Annotated in this window: 13 protein-coding genes and 1 pseudogene; 3 read left to right on the forward strand and 11 right to left on the reverse strand. The window is 53.4% G+C overall.

Annotated elements, in window-relative coordinates; all coding sequences use genetic code 11:
• Positions 1–3: 3 nt before the first annotated feature.
• A complete protein-coding gene (locus tag ACP7A2_RS16370) occupies positions 4–1827 on the reverse strand; it encodes a hypothetical protein (RefSeq protein ID WP_426135059.1) in 1824 nt (607 codons plus the stop codon).
• A gap of 163 nt (positions 1828–1990) precedes the next feature.
• Here ACP7A2_RS16370 and ACP7A2_RS16375 point away from each other — a divergent pair, with 163 nt between their 5' ends.
• Complete coding sequence (locus tag ACP7A2_RS16375) at positions 1991–2479, forward strand: TIGR00645 family protein (protein ID WP_348057023.1); 489 nt, start codon at positions 1991–1993, stop codon at positions 2477–2479.
• 15 nt (positions 2480–2494) lie between these two features.
• Here the strand turns inward: ACP7A2_RS16375 and ACP7A2_RS16380 are convergent, their stop codons facing one another.
• The 3 genes from ACP7A2_RS16380 to ACP7A2_RS16390 form a co-directional block, all read right to left on the reverse strand.
• A complete protein-coding gene (locus ACP7A2_RS16380; RefSeq protein WP_426135060.1) occupies positions 2495–3928 on the reverse strand; it encodes an ArnT family glycosyltransferase in 1434 nt (477 codons plus the stop codon).
• 116 nt (positions 3929–4044) lie between these two features.
• Complete coding sequence (locus tag ACP7A2_RS16385) at positions 4045–5070, reverse strand: hypothetical protein (protein WP_426135061.1); 1026 nt, start codon at positions 5068–5070, stop codon at positions 4045–4047.
• Positions 5071–5175: 105 nt separating this feature from the next.
• Positions 5176–5433 (reverse strand): DUF6124 family protein, encoded by a 258-nt coding sequence (locus ACP7A2_RS16390; protein WP_426135062.1) that lies wholly within the window; start codon positions 5431–5433, stop codon positions 5176–5178.
• 1386 nt (positions 5434–6819) lie between these two features.
• Here ACP7A2_RS16390 and ACP7A2_RS16395 point away from each other — a divergent pair.
• Together ACP7A2_RS16395 and ACP7A2_RS16400 are read left to right on the forward strand one after the other, a co-directional pair.
• Positions 6820–7554: a hypothetical protein gene (locus ACP7A2_RS16395; protein WP_057396610.1), complete on the forward strand. Its 735-nt coding sequence runs from the start codon at positions 6820–6822 to the stop codon at positions 7552–7554.
• Entirely contained in the window at positions 7544–9823 is a 2280-nt protein-coding gene (locus tag ACP7A2_RS16400; protein ID WP_426135063.1) for a DEAD/DEAH box helicase, read from the forward strand. The genes ACP7A2_RS16395 and ACP7A2_RS16400 overlap by 11 nt, the downstream gene beginning before the upstream one ends.
• Before the next feature lie 278 nt (positions 9824–10101).
• Here ACP7A2_RS16400 and ACP7A2_RS16405 read toward each other — a convergent pair whose 3' ends face one another.
• The 7 genes and pseudogenes from ACP7A2_RS16405 to ACP7A2_RS16435 all read right to left on the reverse strand — a co-directional run.
• Complete coding sequence (locus ACP7A2_RS16405) at positions 10102–11400, reverse strand: hypothetical protein (RefSeq protein WP_426135064.1); 1299 nt, start codon at positions 11398–11400, stop codon at positions 10102–10104.
• Between the two features lie 56 nt (positions 11401–11456).
• Complete coding sequence (locus ACP7A2_RS16410) at positions 11457–11753, reverse strand: hypothetical protein (RefSeq protein WP_057396613.1); 297 nt, start codon at positions 11751–11753, stop codon at positions 11457–11459.
• A complete protein-coding gene (locus ACP7A2_RS16415) occupies positions 11750–12730 on the reverse strand; it encodes an integrase domain-containing protein (protein ID WP_426135087.1) in 981 nt (326 codons plus the stop codon). The genes ACP7A2_RS16410 and ACP7A2_RS16415 overlap by 4 nt, the downstream gene beginning before the upstream one ends.
• Entirely contained in the window at positions 12708–13067 is a 360-nt protein-coding gene (locus ACP7A2_RS16420; protein WP_426135065.1) for a hypothetical protein, read from the reverse strand. Before ACP7A2_RS16420 ends, ACP7A2_RS16415 begins: the two co-directional genes overlap by 23 nt.
• A complete protein-coding gene (locus tag ACP7A2_RS16425; RefSeq protein ID WP_426135066.1) occupies positions 13051–14451 on the reverse strand; it encodes a YfjI family protein in 1401 nt (466 codons plus the stop codon). The genes ACP7A2_RS16420 and ACP7A2_RS16425 overlap by 17 nt, the downstream gene beginning before the upstream one ends.
• Positions 14452–14729: 278 nt before the next feature.
• Entirely contained in the window at positions 14730–15002 is a 273-nt protein-coding gene (locus ACP7A2_RS16430; RefSeq protein ID WP_426135067.1) for a hypothetical protein, read from the reverse strand.
• Between the two features lie 469 nt (positions 15003–15471).
• Positions 15472–15612: pseudogene (locus tag ACP7A2_RS16435) on the reverse strand (integrase); the annotation flags it as partial.
• Between the last annotated feature and the right edge of the window lie 66 nt (positions 15613–15678).

The raw sequence follows: 15678 nt of genomic DNA on the forward strand, positions 1-15678 counted from the left end.
GGCTTACTTGCTCTCGGGCTTGTCCAGCTTGACCTCGAAGCCGTATTGCACGGTGTCGAGGTCGGTGCGCTGGTAGCTTTCCAGAGCGGTCGGCTGGCCGTAGAAGTAATGCACGTCAAACAGGGCCGTGCCGTATTCCTCGGCGCGGTGGCTGACCGCGAGGATTTCCTTGAGGTAGTTGCCGCTGGCGTCCTTGGCGTAGAAACGCCAGCTGTCGGAAGGGAATTCTTTCTGGTCGACCACCAGCGCGTTGTCCTTGAGCGACAGGCCTTTGGGCAGCTTGGTGACGTCGATCACGGCTTTATCAATCGTGGCCAGGAACAGCGGCACCGAGCCCACCACAAACGCCGGGGTTTCCGGAAACAGGTTGAGGTCGTACGTCAGCGTGCCGCTGCCCGCGTTCATCTCAAAGGCTTCGGTGGGCAGCTCAATCGGCTCGCCACGCTCACCCTTTTCATCCGCCGTAAAGAAAGTGATGGGCGCGTCGCTGTTGTTGCGTTCAGCACCGACCAGTTCGTCGTTGAAGGTGAACGGGTGGTCGAACACGACTTTGGCGGCACTCGCGTCTTCGGTCGACTGACTGATGGTGACGCTTTTTTTCAGCTGGTCTTCGGTCATCGCCGCGTCTTTGAGCCAGCTGGCGACGCCGTCGTCATACACCGTGACCGGCATCGGCAGGGGTTGCACGGTATTTTGCAGGCTGTTCTTGTCGAAGCGCTGTACCGGCAGGTCAAGGTCCTTGCGTGTGAGCGTGGCGGTGGAGAAATCGAGAACGTTGACCTGCAGGTTGTCGATCACGCCGTTGAAATACACCTTGGCGTAATGGCTGCTCTGCTTGTGCTCAAAGGCTTTTTGCTCATCGCTGAGCTGCTTCTCGAACGCGTCCGTCCAGGCCGTCTGCTTCTGCATTTCGCCCAGCTGCTTCTCGTAAAACGCCACTTGCGCGGCATTTTCGTTGATCGAGCCAGCGCGGGTGAGGAACTGCCCGGTGCTGTCTCGGGCTTGCACCAGCAGAGGGTTTGGCGATTCGTCGCCGACTTCCGGCGCCAGCGGCGCGCTGTTGGTCAGCTCGATCTCGGCGTAGTTTTTCTCAAGCAGCAGCAGGTTGAGGGTGATGTTGCCCTCGGTGCGTTTGTGGCCGACGTCTTTTTTGGTCAGGTCGAAGGTCAGCACTTTGCCCGGCGCGACCACTTCAACCGCGCCTTTTAGGCTCACCGGCTGCGGTTGGCTCTTGTTTTCGGTCTCGATGCCGTCGATGAACGGGTACGTGATCGTCAAGTCATCGGGGTTGGTCAGGTTGGAGCTGCTGGGGCTGAGCTGGATGCCGGGGTCGGTTTCCGACCATTCCGGCTGGAAGGGAATGACTTTATTGTTGCTCAAGGTTACCGACTGCCATTCCAGGCCGTGGGGAAACGGGAACTGGTCCGGCGTGTTGAAGTTAAACGGGAACACCGGCTGCAAGTCGGTCAGGTAGTCGGAATGCGAGGTTTTGCGCAGCACGAACAGCCCATTGATGTAGGTGTCCACCAAGGCTTGAGGCGTGGGGTAATGCTTAAGCAGGGCGAGGGTGTCTTCGCCGTATTCGGCCTCGATGGGCTTGTTGGCGAGCTTGCCGCGTGCGCGCTCCAGCAACAGCAGCGAACCGCCGAGGTCGGCGATGGCGTCGCGCAGTTTGGGGTCCTGGATGCTGTCGAGCGACTGCTCGAACTTGGCCGTTTTCTCTTCGAGGGTGGCTTGCTTCTGCTCTTCTTTGGGGGAGCAGCCGCCAGTCATCAGCAACACCGCACCCAGGCCGAGCGTGGCCAAATGGGATCGCACATCCATCATCTGAGTTTTTCCTGTTCGACGTCATCGAGCCGATTCGATGGGCTCGACACTAGCAGAAAAATCTTCTTACAGATGCCGCTCAGGTCAGTTTTCTCACGGTTACAGGTGTTTGTGAGCGGCTGGTATACTCGCAGCCATTTTTAGCCAAGCTGTGTGAGATCTGATGGAACGCTTTATTGAAAATACGATGTACGCCTCACGCTGGCTGTTGGCGCCGATTTACCTGGGGCTTTCCCTGGGCCTGCTGATTCTGGCGCTGAAATTTTTCCAGGAAATCATCCACGTCATTCCCAACGTGTTCAGCATGCTGGAAGCCGATGTGATTTTGTTGCTGCTGTCGTTGATCGACATGGCGCTGGTCGGCGGTTTGCTGGTGATGGTGATGATCTCCGGCTACGAGAACTTCGTCTCGCAGCTGGATATCGACGACAACAAGGAAAAGCTCAACTGGCTGGGCACCATGGACTCTTCATCGCTGAAGATGAAAGTCGCTGCGTCCATCGTGGCGATCTCGTCCATCCACCTGCTGCGCATCTTCATGGACGCCAAGAACGTCGATCCGCAGCATTTGATGTGGTACGTGATCATCCACATGACCTTCGTAATCTCGGCGTTCGCCATGGGTTACCTGGACAAGCTCACCAAGCACTGATGCACCGCGTCAGCCTTACTGCTCGACGAAGAAGTAAGGCTGGCGGTTGATCGACATTTCCTTGATCACCGTGACCTTCTCGCTCAACTGCTCAGTACGGTCCAGCAATGCCACGTTGCCGGGCTTGGCCGCGAGATAGCTGCGCAGCTCGGCTTCGGTCTGCAGGATCGGCAAGTAGGCTTGCAGGTAGAACACGCTGGCCCCGGCGATGCGTTCGTTGGGCTGGAACAACACCACGTCTTTGCCTTCGGCCTGGAGCTTCTGCACCGCGCTGATCACCGGCACAAACGACTGGCGTTTGTCGGCTTTGGGCGCAAACCAGAACGCTGCCGTCAGGTAACAGGCGATGGCCAAGGTGAAAACGCCAGTGATCACGCTGCGGTGATGGCGATACAGCCCCGGTTTGTGGGTTTTTACCCACTCCAGCAGCACCCCGGCATATTCCGCGGCGAGCACGGCAGCGGCGGGTGTGAGTGCCATCAGGTAAACAATGCGTTTGCTCGATGCCAGGGTCAGCAAGGTGAATTGCGCCACCAGCCATACGCTGAAAAACAGGCGGTAGCGGTTGCGCACCAGGCTTTTGCGAAAGTGCCACAGGCCCAGGTACACCAGGATGTTCCACGGCAGGAACGCCTCGGGCAATTTGGCGATGTAGTAGTAAATGGGCTCGTAATGCCCGGCTTCCACAAACGAGCCGCTGAAACGCCCGACGCTGTTGGTCCACAGTACCTCGGCAACCGCCTGCATCCCGCCGCGCTGAAACAGAAAACCCAGCCAGATCAGCAGCGGTATCAGCGCCAACAGTGTGAACAGCGCGGGCTTGAGCCAGTCGCCGATGTGCACGCGTTTATCCATCACGCTGGTACTGACCAGGTACACAAAAATCACTATGCCCGGCATCGCCAGGCCCAGCACGCCTTTGCTCAGGGTGGCGATGACCATTCCGACGGTGAACAAGGCCCACGCCCAGACAGCAGAGCCTTCGCGATCAGGTCGAACGGCTTGATAGAACGCCAGCAGCGCGGTTGTCACGCCCAGGCTGAGCAACGAGTCCTCACCTACGCCGCGCACATTGCCCCAGTAGCTGGCCATTGTTGCCAGGATCAGCGCGGCGCAGAACGCCAGGTTCTTCGGTCGCCCGAACTTGCGCAACATCCCGTAAAACAGCATCACGCTGAACAACCCGGCAAACGCCGAGGCCAGGCGCACCGCCCAGGTCGTGCCACCAAACAGGCGAATGGCGCCGGCGTCCAGCCACAAACTCAGGGGCGGTTTTTCCAGGAAGGGTTCACGGAACAGTCGCGGGATCACCCAGTCGTTGTCCAGGTGCATGGCCATCGCGATCCCGGCGACACGGGCCTCGGTGGAGCCTTGCAGCTCATGGCCACCAAGCGAAAAGAAGAACAACAGACAGGCGAGAAGAAGCAGCAGAGGAGCGGGACGCGTCATGGTTCTGGCTACCGGGGCAAGGGACCGCTCGGGGGAGCGGCCGTGGCGATCGGCTAGTATCTGTGAGCATTTCTGAATACTTCATGAACGAGTGTCAGTTTTTTGTAAGGCCCGTTTCAGGGCAGCTTCAGGCTTGGCAATGCGGCTTTGCCTTGCGCGTTCAGCACGGGGTCCAATTGCTCCCAGGTGAAGCTCAACTCGTTGTCGCAGCCGTCGCCGGTGGCTGGCGTTGAAAGCTGAAGGCCCGAAGTGTTGAAGCTCAAGTCGAACGTCGAATAGCTGGTGATCGCCGGGCAGCCTTCCTCGGGCGTCGTTTGCTGCGCCAGCCACGTGCTGAAGGCGTGAGGTAACTTGACCTGGCCGGAGTAAGGGCTGTCCCACTCCTCATGCCCGCCCAACCAACTCCACGGGTCGACGCTTTCGCCGGTCTGCAGGTTCCAACTGTGCAGGCCCCAACTGATCCCGCCGCGACCATAACCGGCTGTCCAACGGTAAAACCGCACAGTGATCCACTGTGACGACCAGTAAAACGGCTCCACCGTGATTTCACTGGTCGAGGTGCCACCACTTTGGTCCAGCGCGTTGCGCCGTTCGCGATAGAAGTCAGCCTGGCCATCGGGGCTGACCGCCAACCGCGCAAGGTCGCGGTTGATGCGCTCGATCGCCGGCCCTTCGCCTTCAAGTTTAAAGGTGACTTGCCCACCCTGGGTTCTCACTTGATAGGCGTGGTCGCCGAAGGTTTTGTTCTCGACCGTGACCGGCGGCGGCACTGCTTCGAGCGGATTGTTATAGGTGTCGCTGGCGCAACTGTCCGAATCCGCCCGCTTCAGGCTCAACGCAAGGCTTTTGCCGCCAAGCGTCTTGCTCCAGGTACCCTTCAGCGTGTCGCCCTGAGGTTCATCCAGGTGCCAGAAACCGGTATTGCCTTCCTCGGCCCACGGCTCGCTGGCATTGGCTTGAGTCAGTTGGATGGGCGTGAGGATGCGTTGGTAGTAATAACTGCCGTTGGAGCCATGGGCGCCGTTGAAGCAAGCGGTGATGGCGGACTTGCCGAGTGTGCCCGTCCACACGCCGGCCAGGTCGGCAGCGTTGGCAAGCAAAGGCGCGCAGACGAGCGCGATGACAGCGAGGGGCTTGAACACGGGTATCGGACTTCCGGTTGTCTGATAGAGGGCGTCAGGTTAATGGGAAGTGTGGGGGGATTCCAGAGGGCGAGGCGTTGTCAGGCGTCTCGCCTTTTGGTGTTTTTATGGCTGAGGTAGTTCGTGGGTGAAGGATTGTGTGTTCAACACGCGGTCGATCAACAGCTCGCTCAGGACGATTAACTGTTGGGCAGCGAGCCATTTTTGTCGGGTCGAGCCGTCGAGCTCGAAAGCGAGGTCGGTGGTCATGGCATTCAGGGATGCGAGGGTTTCGCTGGCCTGGACCAGGAGGGTTTCGGGGCCGATGTTATCGGCGATGGTGAAGATGTTGGTGGTTGGGGGATTAGGGGTGATTTTTTTCATGGCTCAAACTCCTTGATTGTTGGAGTCGCCAGACATCGCTGCTAAACGAAAAGGGTGGCGACTGTACGCGGGTTAGCAGACCAGGAATCAAGGAACCCAGCGCACCCGAAAGTGCCCCACGCACAGCCGCCATAATGCGAAGGAGCTGATGCTCAAAGCATCGCTCGATCGGATGGTGGCTTTGCAGGCATTGATATTAACCGAGCTGCTAAACCCGGTCGCTGATTTTGCAGCGACTGGAGGAGGTTAGTGGGGTTAGGGGGAGGGGGCCAGTTCATGAATGCCGCTACGTATTGAAGGAAAAATCCTAAGGCCCGGTTGATCCCTCACCAGCGTAAGCGTAGCAATGCCATTTTTGGGTTTGCGTCAGGGTTCGGCGTGCAGGTCATCAGTGAGGACGGCTGTTCGCTTCATTCACTTTACCTCAGGCAAAAAAAGCTCAGGACCTGCTGGGCAGGTTCTAACTGCCTGCGCTCTGTACTGAGCTGATGGGTAGTTTTATTCAACCGCTGCTTGTGCGCCAAGGATAGAGATTGGGGGCATTTTCGCGTGCTGTATTTGTTTCAGCGACGGTTGAAGGCTGCATTCGCTGGTCGTATCGCGCCAGTTCACCGAAGCCTATATATCGTGCAGGAAAATTCCGACGGCAGGCTCGCGGGGTTTTCTACAACCCAGAAACAACAAAACCCGCACTAGGCGAGTTTTGTCGATGCTTCGAATTGGTGGGCCGGGGGAATCTGAATTAAATTGCTAACCTATTGTTTTTGATGATTAAAACCTGTTCTGGTTTTTCGATGGAATACCATTTGGAATACTAAAAACCAAAAAAGAGGCTTTTTTGTATTTGGCTTAATGAAAGTAAGACGCTCAGTCGGTGAGGCTGCAGCGCTTGGAGCCCGGAAAGTAAATCTGTCTCCTTCATCCCCAATCCTTTCGGCAGCTACCATCGTTTCTTATGACCTCACGCTGGCCATCAAGCATAGGCACTGCGGCATAGTGTTATGGCTCAGCATGATGAATCCTCGCGCTTGCCCCGCCAAGCCAGGGCGGTTCATAGCAGAGATTTCCTGCTTCCATCCAGACTGGTTTAGGCAGTAGTTTTCCAAAAATTAGACCAATGTAGTTACTGCAGGCTCTTTACCTTCTAAGCCTAGCGCGCTAGCCTCATCCGTGATGGCGATGTGCCTAATCAGGGATCCGATTTGTGGCTAAGACTACCTATAGAGTGGACGTGCCTTGCTTTTCGCTTAGAGCTGATTCTCGTCAGTTAGGGTGCGCTTTTCTTCCGCATTCCTTCTTTCTCATAATTCCAGACCTCATAAGATCCGCAGACTGTTGTGGCGTACTTCCTATTTTTTTTAGCCCGCTTTTCAAGGAGGAATCTACGTGACGATAACTTATGGCGGGACGCTTCCGGATTCTAGCTGGGGGTGTGAGTTCACCGAGGTATTTAATGCAAATGGAATTGACTTCGTAAAACTCTGCCATGTTCATGTGTCCCAGATATCAAAAATAGCCAAGGTGCTTTCCGAGTCTGTAGTGGATACTTCATGGATGATGACCTTGGATGCCGGCACCAGATCCTCCTATGAATACACTGTTCAAGAAACCGCGCAGCTTCTTGTCGAAATATTTAAAGCTGCTGAAAGAGAAGACTCTGTCGTTGATGAGTTTGGTGAGCTAATGGTCTCAATGGGAGCGGCCAAAGCTCTTGAGGTTGTTTTCAAACACACTCTCATACCCATCGCGGAGCTTTGGAAGCCTCAAGCTAAACAGAATGAAGGCTTCGATTTTCATAGTATATGCCCTGGCCATATCATAAATTTTGGAGAGGCGAAGTATTGCTCAAGTACTACTTCGTATGGGCGTGCGCTAAAACAAGCTGGAGATTTCGTTACGGTAAAAAAACACAAACGAGATAGGGTTCACTTAGTAAGCCTGGCTACAAGCGAAGGGATTTCTAATCTTGATAATAATGTTCATGGTGTTATTGCGGCGTTTTCGATTCATGCTGATGATCAGCTCACAGTATATAGAAATGCACTAAAGAAAGCTGCAGAGTTTTCCGAAAATCATAGCGTGAAATTTGTTTATATGATTGGTGTGACTCATGAAGGTTAGATTGATTCGAAATAGTTTAACTCCTTTTGAAGATCTGGTTGGAGTGCTTGATGAAGTCCATAGGATAGGGCCGATTAATTCAGGTATATTAGAAACTCTATCTTTATATAGAGTGTTTCATCCGGATGTGTTTTCTCAGCTTGAAGAGCGAATAATCTCCGCGCTAGGACTTTTCTATAAGGTGATTAGGCCTGAGAACCTATACTCTTTGCTTCTATCTTCCATAGGTGAAGCTCATAAAAAAGCCTACGGGGGATACTTGACTCCCGTGCAGGCAAGTGTTCGTCGAGCTATTGATAGCAAGCAATTTGTATCAATATCGGCGCCAACTAGTGCTGGGAAGTCCTATTCGATTCGGGATTTCATTGCTGAGCAAGAGGGTGATGCAGTTGTTGTTGTACCTTCTAGAGCCTTGATTGCTGAATATATAAATACTATGAAGGAGAGGTTTGATGGCGATAAGGGGGTGATGATCACTCCATTTGTTGACGCTATTTTTACAAGTCGAAATCCTCGTAGAATATTTGTACTCACTCCTGAGCGAGCTAGAGATCTTTTTACAACTTCAGCCAAGCTGGATTTAAGAGTCTTTTTCTTTGATGAGGCACACGTTTCTGAAGATCGGTCGCGGGGTGTGATTTTTGATGTTTTAGTAAGGCGAATACAAAAAACATTCTCATCAGCAAAACTTATTTTCGCTCATCCTTTCGTGGACAATCCTGACGCTCAGTTTAAGAAACACGATATTCCTGAAGGTAATGGTTATGCTAGGTCTTACACTCACGGGACAGTGGGAAAAATTTGTGTCTTCCAGCATTCAAATGGCAACTGCTATATATTTTCACCTTTCGAAGAGAAAGGTAATCTTCTACGCAATTGTGTAAAGTTTGAGGGTGGATTTGAGTCTTTTGCCTTTAGTGGTGATCATTCCATTTTAATTTATGTGTCCAAAGCATCTATTTATAATGGCTCCTTTCTAGAGGGGTATGAAGAGCATATAGCCAAATTTCCTAGCATTACGCATCCTAAGGCCAGGCAGATAATAACTTCTGTCGAGAATTTGCTTGGTGCCAACAAAATTGACCACCGCTCAAGAATGGTTGAACTACTGCAAAAAGGAGTAGTCATCCATCATGGATCAGTTCCGTTAGAAGTGCGCTTTTTGGTCGAAGAATTCATTCGGGCAGGTTTTGCAAAAATTTGTTTTGCAACCAGTACACTTGCTCAGGGTGTAAATATGCCCTTTGATATCGTCTGGCTAGACAATATGCGATTTCAAGGCGAGAGTGACGAAGAAAAGTCACTTTCATTTAAAAACTTGATTGGGCGAGCGGGGCGGCTTTCAAAACAAGCGATATTCGATTATGGATATGTGTTTACAAGAAGCGCTGATCTTTTCATTACTAGGATTAACGATAAATTTGTGTTGAACGAAAGGTCAGTCATAGATCAGCCGTATGACGAAGATAGTGATAACGCCGAGCTCTTAGATTCTATGAAAAATGGGACATTTGACGACGAGCTCCATTTGCCCTCTACAAAAATTGATAGATTATCCTCTCCTGAAGTTATTGACGCTGCCAAAGAAATATTGGGTGTGCTTTATGGCTCAAATTTGACTATTAGAAGTGTCCTTCAGGGGGATGAAAATCGTGATACCAGAATTCGCTTGAATGACTATTTTTTAGTTATCTTCGAGCGTTCTTTGGACAGAGAGTTAGGCAAGGGGGAGATGAATGTCTTTGAAAGTGCAATCAGTATAATGCTTCAAACGTTTCAAGGGCGATCATTCAAGGAGATTGTAGGGGTTAGATATAGCCGTATATCACGTAGGAGCTTTGGGCGTCGTGGCGCCGCTGAGTTTTCTCAACCGGCTCATAAGTTACCTCATAGTGGTCTTTATGTATATTCACTTCACAAGGATGGGACGCCCGCAACTGATGTCAGTTACGATGTGATCGTCTTTGATACATATGACTATCTAGATCAGGTTATATCTTTTTCCCTGTCGGACGTTTTTATAGCGGCTTTTAAAGTCTATAAAACGTTAACCGCTGATGCCCGTGCAGACAAGATGATTGAGTTGTTAAGGTTTGGAACAAATAATTCGATGCATATGCTACTTATGCGTTACGGTTTTGCGCCCGAAGATATCGAAGAGATCACCGGTTATGTGCAATCTATATCGGAGTCAAATATAGTATTTAAAAGCACTGTTTACGAGGCGCCTTATCATGTGCGAGATATTATCGATTGGTACCTACCGTAATGATAGGGGTCGTTATAGGTTGTAGTAAAAGCTACTGGATTTATTGTCGGTCTTGCAAGCTCCATTGTTTGTTTTTAAGAGCTACTTAATAGCGTGGAATTTCAATTTGAACTGGAAAGCAATGCAGGAAAACTGGGGTCAGACCACGTTTACGTGCAATAGGGTGCAAGCTGTTTATAAAGATAGTGGTCTGGCCAAAATTTATTTTTTGATTTGAAAATGTGTGGGGAGGGCTTGTGACTCACCGAAAAATTAAAGGGCTGCTCCGTAGTGTAAACCTACCATGAAGGATGCTCAGGTTTTTTTTCTCGAGCTATAGATACTCGTTGAACGACCTCATGACATTTGTCTTTATAGATCTGTTCCTTTAATAGCGTCATGGCGTATTGCTTTAATTCGGATTTATTAGAGAAGCCTTTGTCAGCAATTAGCTGGATTAATGTTTTAATATAGCAAAATATCGTCTCGGATACGTCGTCCGGATCATCGGGGATCTGGTAAAAATCTCTTCCTTCATGAACTTGTTTGTTTCGGATGTCGTTGTATATGCGGTCGAACTCCTCAAGGATGGAGTGGAATTTGTTGGGGGAACGTTCGCAAATAAGGGCGGCTATGTAACTCCGATGTTTCCATCCCGTCCATTTTTTTTCAGGATCGGCAAGGCCGTCGAGTGTAAATAAAAGATTTAAGAATTGTGACTCGCTGCCAATCGAGTAAAACGACTGCCTGCACGAGCGTAATGATGAAGTTACGGATGAGGATATTTCGTTTGTGATTTCTTCATTGTAGATGGCGGCTAAATAGTGAGTGCCTGGATAGAGCAGGTCGTCGACTTGAGGTCCTAGCCAATTATTACTAACCGATAGTGGCTTTGATATTCCGCTAAGTTTCAGCGGTTTCAAGTGTGTTCTCTCAGATGGGATGATTTCGACATCATAAAAGCCATCATCGCGCTGTCCAGCTGGATTTGGCGTAAATGCTTTATTTTTAAAGGAGCTGTGGGAATATCTTATGATGTCTAAAGCATGTTCTGCTAAAGATAAGCATTTATTTATAACGTAGTCGTTATGGTCTATGGTGCGATTGAGCCTTAGTAGGTCTCGATAGTTTAGTTTGCAGTTGAATTGTACGTACTCAGTTTCTAAGTCTGATAACCGCTCGTAGGGCTCTTGGTCGAATTCTTTACGGCAGAAATATGTATACTTTCCCAGGGTTAAGGTTTTTTGTATGTAGATTTTTTCTAGAGGGATTATAATTGTGCAGTTTAATGTTCTGTTATCTGTCTCCAGTTCAGCTATTTCGGTATTGGAGTCGCGAGACTGAGCTTGCTCAATGTCAATCCAGTCGAAGCAGTTCCTGAAGTCTTCAAGTATATCTCTGTCGTCTTCGTTGGCAGTAAAGCTTGGTGCGCTAAATGTCACGCCATCGCCTTCTGGGAATGCACTTGCCCAGTACCCGAGGCTTCTCAGTTTTTTAAGTGAGCTTGATATTTCAGCATTTTTATTTACGAACTCCTCTCTACGCCATACGAGATTTCCATAATGGCCGACTCTAGGTGGCAAAAATCTGGCTTTCATTTGATTTCCTTATTTGAGAGCAATCGTTTTGTCAATTGTTAAGGCCGGTGTGTCGTCTATCCAAGACGCATCGAGATATCCATCAGCAGTTGCCGGTCATTCCCTAGCCGCTCCCAGATCAACAGAGCTGTGAGTCGATAATAATACCGGGTGGCGTCGCAATGGTCGTTCAGGTGTTGAGTGAGAAACCAGCGCACGTGCTTGAGCTGCCAGGTCCAGGGATTATCGCGTTGCCATCGTTGTTGAATGGTCGCTTGCATGATTCGGGCTTGGCGTAGGTGGCGTTGCTGAGTGACCTTCGAGCCGGTCAGTACGCCGCTCAGGAACAGCGCCATATCGAAGGACTTGGTCATGCTCGACCTCCAATGTAGGCCGACATCACATCGATCCGGTTATGCCCGAGTTCAAGGCTGATCTGTTGGCGCGCCTGTTGATCAAGGTCGCGGTCAATGCGATAGCAGTGACCACCATTGACCGGAGCCGCGTGGCCAGTGAGCTGCTCGTAACGTTCGCAGGCGTAGGCCGCTCGCAGTTCATGAAAACCCTTCAGCCCGTGTTCATGCAGCGTTTCACGGGCGGGAAGTACGGTCTGTTGCAGGAACGCGGCGTAGCTTTCGTCTCGGGCCAGGAAGTTGCGGCTGCGGGGCGGCGATGCCTTACGAGCAAACAGCAGCGCCGCTTTCACCTCTTCATTTACCGCGACCCATCGCGGCGCTGATGCGCCTGAGCGGCCGCCTTTGGTGCCGTCCTGGATATTGATGCGGCCTAAGTGTTCGGCTTCGCGGTGCAAGCGTGGCAGGTCAGCCAGGATCGCTTCGCGCAGGCGCATACCGGTTACTCGGGCCAACAGGACAATCGCGGCCACCCGCTCGTGTTGCTGTTTGCCAAGCGCCTCGAATACTCGCCGTACCTGTTGCTGGTCTTGGCCATCCGGCGCGCGGGTGCTTACGTTCGAGCGCTGCTGTCCCAACGCCTGGCTCGGACTGGCGATCCTCACGTCCTGATCACCGCGCAGTGCCGCGAGGGTGCGGTTAACACTGCTCAGACGGTTCTGCGCGGTAGCGATGCAGAGTTCGCCTTGCTGGATCTGCTGGCGCAGGTAAGCGGCGTAGTCTTGCAGCGTCTGTCGATCGATCTGGCGCGCATCGTTGTAACCGGGTCCATCCTCTGACCGACACCAACGCACGAACGCTTGCCAGCGATCGCTATGCGCTTTGACCGTGGCGAAGTGGCCGTCGGCAAACAGATCCTTGAGCGCCTGTGGGCCAGCGTAGCTCAGCTGCCGACCGTAGCCAAAGTTGCGACCCTCACGCCGACCGACCAGAGCCATCATCATCACCGTTTTCGTTTGTTTGCAGAAAGAGCAGCAGGGCTTTCCAGTGGGGGCTGAGCCTGTCCACCTGCCGCCAGTGTGTCGGGCGGATCAGGAGGGCGTTCTCATGGTGTTGCAACAGTGCCCCTTCTTCACGTAGTTGCTCAATCAGCAGGACGAGGTAGGCAGGATCAAGTGGTGGTGTGGCGACAGCGGCGACAGTGGCGACAACCCGCGTCGTTTCTGGCCTGGGGCGCGGCGACAGGGTGGCGACAGAGGTGGCGACACGCCGCGATTCTGGCTGCGGTTGATGTTGCGCTTGGTAGCGGCGCACCGCGTCATTGAGGCGGAACATAGCGTACCTCGAAGGTTCTTCCATCGCGACTGCTCAGCCAGCGATGAGTGATCAGTACGACCAATAAAGAGGCGGTATGGTCAGCGCTCTTGCGGGCAAAACGAGGGCCGTTGCGATTGACGTCTCGGATGCTGAAGTGGGTCCAGCCTTTCTGCACCAGCCAGCGCAACAGCCGATCCGCCTCTTCGCGTCGGCTATTGACTGGCTCCTGTTCGGTCAGGCGCTGGATCTCGGCCAGGTAGTAATCCATCAACGTGGAGGCGCGCTGGATGTGTGCTTCATCTAACTGACTGGCCTCTTCAACCATGGCCAGCACGCCCGCGATGCGCAGCACATTCGCCGGGGCTTTGCCCGCGAAAGGCTGGACACCGGCTAGCTCGCCGAACTCGCCAGACTGGCACTCGATGGTGTCGTGAATATCAATCCAGGCACGACGGGCACGGGCAGTCAGCTCGAGCGTGGCGGGATTGAGTGAGCCATCCTTGTGAAGCGACCAGGGCTTTTGCAGCAGGGCGGTGATCCGCTGTTGGTAGCCCTGGACTTTGGCATCTCGGGTCAGGTCGATTGCCTTGTAGAGTCTCTGGCCAGCCAGGCGCTCGGGCCAACTGATCAGGCAGCGGCCGAGGATGCCTTGGCCATTGATCACCGGGTCTTTGAACAGTTGGTTGGCCAGGTAGGGCTGCAGCATCAGATGCAGACTGAGGCGGCGGTCATAGGCGCGCAGGCTTTCTCCGGCCATGGAACGCGCCCGGTCGATCGGGCTACCATCCCACAGTGTCGACAAGGTGGTGATCGCCTTGAGCAGGTTCTCTTTGCTCATGGTGCTGCTGCCCAAGAACTGGCCACCTTCATCATTGAACAAGCCCATGCTGGGCAAACCATTGCACAGGCTTTTGACCAGAGCCTCAATGGTGGGTTCGGCAATGATCAGTCTCGGCGGTACCGGCTCGGATAGCTCACTGTCTTCCGCCTCCGCGTGTTTCTTTGACGTTTTGGGTTTGGTCATGATGCTGGTGGCTACGCGATAAGCTTTGAGCTTTTCCGCATACAGGGTCCACTGCTGTCGTTCCCAGTCGCGCGCGGCCTTCAGTGCCAGGTGGTCCACCGCGCTTTTGCGATCACCCGAGGACGCCACCGTCAGTAGGTAGAGGGACAGCGGATAGGTTCGGCCGTCGAGTTGGACATTGGCATGACCCTGGCTCACCAGGGCTGCAGTGGCTAGCACCGATTGCGCCGCCATGGCGCAAGGCACGCCGATCACCTCGGCCAGTCGTTCGACCGCAGGGCCCAACAGTTCCCCGAGTGCTTCGACCGGGTAGGGCAGTGGCGCCTGCTGGTATTCCAGCAACGGTTGTGGTGGCTCGAACGCTTCGCACAGTTGCATCGCCATTCTCCTGAGATTATCGACTTCGTCCTCACTCACCCCGCCACGGTTGTTGAGTGTTATCAGGGATAAAGGCCCCTGCGACCTGTGAGGGTTGTCCACTTACGCGGGACTGGCGGCTCCTTACGACCGGGAGCTTGGGCATCTCATGATCTGGCCTCCTGAACACCGATAGCGGTGGGCGGGTGGAGGCTGCACTGGTTGACGAGACCGGTGCCGCGAGATCCTGAGTCAGGTGAAGGCAGTAATGAGATGACCGGGGCATGCCTGACGGTCAGTCAGGTGCAGTCCATTGCGTGGGCTGCGGCACCATCATCTGCATCGCTGTTGCTGGTGACTTCGGTGTTTGTCACGCCGATTGTCACGAGGAGGAATGCCGCAAAGCCTTGTACGAGTTGGGCTGCAGCAGCGGTAGGAGCGCCCGTCTCTTTTGGGGCAAAGAGACGGGCAACAGGTTGGCGCAAGAAATGGCCAAGCGGAAAGTTGCTGCAGAGCAGCCAGGAGAAGGCCTGAGTTGCCGCAGTGGGCAAAGCTGAGAAGTAGGCATCCATCACATCGCTGTGACCGTGCGAGCCGCCGGACGCTAATCGCACTTGGGGTGAACCACCACGATGTGGCGTAGCCTCAAAGGTTCTGGCTACCTGGGTGCTGCCAACGGCAGCGCTTTGAGTCTTCTTTCTATCGTCCGCGTATGGTTGGGTCAACCGGATTGCGCGCAGCCGATTGGGCCAGCCAGCGGTGCTGGAATGCCTTGGTCGTGAGGGGCGTTGGATGGACGATGAGCCGTTCGTCGTCTTTTAAATGTGAGCCCCAGCGCATGGGAATGCGGAGCATTCCCATGCGCTGGGGCTTGGCCGGAGGAGCGCAGACATGCAGGAGGTTTGGCGACAGTCGCCACTTCTGTCGCCATGCTGCGCGCCATGGATTACGTGGGTTGTCGCCGGCGTCGCCGGTGTCGCCAACAGAACTACTAATGCATCTGGGCGAAAATTTCGGCTACCGGCGCCATCCAGTGAGCCCTCAACGTATCGGCACGACGTTACGGTCCTTGGTTAGATTGATAGCAGATGCCAACAGACTGCCCGTGGCCGCATTCTGGATGTGGTCACTCCACCAAGCCATCATCGGGCACTTGCGTTCGATGTAGTCCGCGCGGTTGTGCCTGACAGCCTCACCCGCTAATCGTTACACTGCGCATACCTTGTCAGGCCGGCGTTTTCCCAGCTT

Origin of the sequence: Pseudomonas sp. PWP3-1b2 (assembly GCF_049896045.1) — a bacterium.
GTDB classification, from domain to species: Bacteria; Pseudomonadota; Gammaproteobacteria; order Pseudomonadales; family Pseudomonadaceae; genus Aquipseudomonas; species Aquipseudomonas antarctica_B.